We start from the raw sequence: 2,633 nt of genomic DNA, 5'->3' as shown, positions 1-2,633 counted from the left end.
GGTCTTGGATTCCCGTGCTGGAACTGTACAGAAAAGCACGACCATCATCTACTCCAGTGATTCCAGAATTACCAACCACTTGTCCTAAGTCATTAATATCATTTGCTACGCTGTACTGGTAAAGTGGCAAAGTTCCTAAATTAGTAGTTTGGCCGTTTTGGTACAGAAAACCTGTGTTTGAACTGAGAAAGCCTACTATTTGTCCCAAGTTATTTAAACTGTAGGCAACATTACCAGGAGTTCCTATGCTGGTTAGTATACCATCACTGTATAAAAAAGGCCCAAGTCCGCTTCCTCCCCCTACTATTTGGCTGCGATCGTTAATGGCATAAGGAATAGCGTTTCGGATAGGGAGGGGTTGGGTGATGCCATTGCTGTATAGGAAAGGGTTATTTCCAGTAAAGTTATTACTAGCAACCGAATTACCAACTACTTGCCCCAAGTTATTGATACCACTTACTGTAAGTTGATTATCCCCAGGCAGAGGACTAATTTTTTGAAGTGAACCATTGCTGTAAAAAAAAGAACTCGCCAAAGAATTAATGGCTACCTCACCTGAGTCATTGATGTCTGTAGCGAAACTGAAGGCTTCTCCTGTAAGACTACCTAAGTCAGTAACTGAGTATAGAGATGCTGCCAATGCCGACTTGGATGCAGTAAGACTGATTGCGGTCAAGGTTACTGCTGTTATACAGGATTTCCACTTAAGTAAAAGCATGTACTTTTCCATGATTTTTAATTCCCTTACCAAATTACCACTGAACAGTAGAGTGAAAACCAGTCGTATCTGGATAATCACTAAATACGCCATCAACTCCTAAGCTGAAAAATAGTTCATATTCGCCTTGGGGATTTCCTTGAAAGTCAAGTGGCAAAAAGCAGTAACCCAACCTACATTGGAGTTATTTTTTAAGCAAAACCTACGCAGTATTGCGACCCCAAGAAAATAAATATTTTGGGGTTGCAGAACAGTAGCATGAATTGGAACAAGCAGGGGAAGGAGAAGGGGAATTTTAGAAGTTGCTAAATTATCCCGCTTTCTCTGCAACGCTAATGTTTTTTGTCAGTCAAATGTAGGTCTACAAAACCTTACACTGTCCATGATGCCGTAACAAATGGTCACACAGCACCAACGCCACCATTGCCTCAACCATTGGAACTGCACGCGGTAATACACAAGGATCGTGGCGTCCTTTGGCTGCTAATAGTGTTTCTTGGCCTTCACGAGTTACAGTTTTCTGCTCTTTTCTAATTGTTGCTGTCGGCTTAAATGCAACTCGCAAAATGATATTTTCTCCGTTGGAAATCCCCCCTTGAATACCACCAGAACGGTTTGTTAGTGTGCGGATTTCACCACTCTCATCGATATAAAATTCGTCGTTATGCTCAATTCCCGTTAGCAGGGTTCCCCCAAAACCCGAACCAATTTCAAAGCCTTTGCTAGCAGGAAGAGACATGACACCTTTAGCGATATCAGCTTCCAATTTATCAAATACTGGTTCGCCTAAACCTTTCGGCACATTTCGCGCCACACATTCTACTACACCGCCGATAGAATCACCTTGTCTACCAACTTGCTCAATTAATTCAATCATGCGATCGCTGCATTCAGCATCGGGACAGCGCACAATATTACTTTCCACTTGTTCTAAAGTGACAGTATTTGGATCAACTACACCTTCCAAGTCTTTGATGCGTTTAACGTAAGCGATAACTTCGACATTGGCGACTTGACGAAGAATTTTTTTAGCGATCGCACCTGCTGCTACTCTTCCGATTGTCTCACGCGCTGACGATCTACCCCCACCTTGCCAATTGCGAATGCCATATTTTGCATCATAAGTTGCATCCGCGTGAGAAGGTCGATATTTCTCGGACATCTCGTCGTAGTCTTGGGGACGAGTATCTTTGTTTTGCACCAAAATTAATATAGGCGTTCCCAGAGTTTTGCCTTCAAATACCCCTGATAAAATCTCGCAGGTATCCGCTTCTTTGCGAGGCGTCGTAATTTTACTTTGTCCGGGACGCCTTCTATCTAGTTCTACTTGAATTTCTTCTGCCGAAATTTCTAGTTGGGGAGGACAACCATCAATCACAACCCCCACACCGCCGCCGTGAGACTCGCCAAAAGTACTAATGCGAAATAGATGACCAAAAATATTGCCCATGATTTTGAGGAAAAAAGTGAGGCTTATGTATTCTACCTAGAGTTCTTGCAAAAGTTAATGTGCAAAGGTTAGCCAAAATTTATAGTATTAAGATATGTCCAATCTAATTTATTCAGGTAAAGCATCTAAATCAACTGACTTAGTTTGCCATTTTGCTGCATCAAGCTTTCTTAAATAATCCTGTATTAATTTATATTCATCAACAGAAAATGTTGGCGACTCTGTATGTTCCTCAAATTTTTCTTTTTCTTCAGAACCATTTTCTATCGCTAAACCATATTTACAGCTATTTTCAGGTAAATAGACCACGCGGTAGGGGTAAAGCGCAATGCTCATACGTATAAAAGCGATTAGCGGTTAGCGAGCTTGCGATTAGTTTTAAACAAGCCGCCCAATATGAGCGGGGTATTAGCTATTAGCTATTAGCCATTAGCTAACAGCTAACCGCTAACAGCTAACAGCGGG

General features: G+C 41.8%; 3 protein-coding genes and 1 pseudogene. All 4 read right to left on the bottom strand.

Annotated elements, in window-relative coordinates; translation table 11 throughout:
• A pseudogene (locus LC574_RS34960) lies at positions 1-730 on the bottom strand (hypothetical protein); the annotation flags it as partial.
• A gap of 22 nt (positions 731-752) precedes the next feature.
• Positions 753-875, bottom strand: a complete 123-nt coding sequence (locus LC574_RS38390; RefSeq protein ID WP_267871785.1) for a hypothetical protein — start codon at positions 873-875, stop codon at positions 753-755.
• A gap of 204 nt (positions 876-1,079) precedes the next feature.
• Entirely contained in the window at positions 1,080-2,168 is a 1,089-nt protein-coding gene (gene aroC / locus LC574_RS34955; protein WP_229458207.1) for a chorismate synthase, read from the bottom strand.
• A gap of 108 nt (positions 2,169-2,276) precedes the next feature.
• Positions 2,277-2,504 (bottom strand): hypothetical protein, encoded by a 228-nt coding sequence (locus LC574_RS34950; protein ID WP_229458206.1) that lies wholly within the window; start codon positions 2,502-2,504, stop codon positions 2,277-2,279.
• Between the last annotated feature and the right edge of the window lie 129 nt (positions 2,505-2,633).

This window comes from Nostoc sp. CHAB 5715 (genome assembly GCF_020829685.1).
Classification (GTDB): domain Bacteria; phylum Cyanobacteriota; class Cyanobacteriia; order Cyanobacteriales; family Nostocaceae; genus Nostoc.
This window is presented reverse-complemented; position numbering and strand designations above follow the sequence as displayed.

What these genes read in the sequence shown, in the direction of transcription:
- LC574_RS34950 (WP_229458206.1), bottom strand. Translation starts at nt 2,504, where the DNA reads ATGAGCATTGCGCTTTACCCCTACCGCGTGGTCTATTTACCTGAAAAT.
- aroC (WP_229458207.1), bottom strand. Translation starts at nt 2,168, where the DNA reads ATGGGCAATATTTTTGGTCATCTATTTCGCATTAGTACTTTTGGCGAG.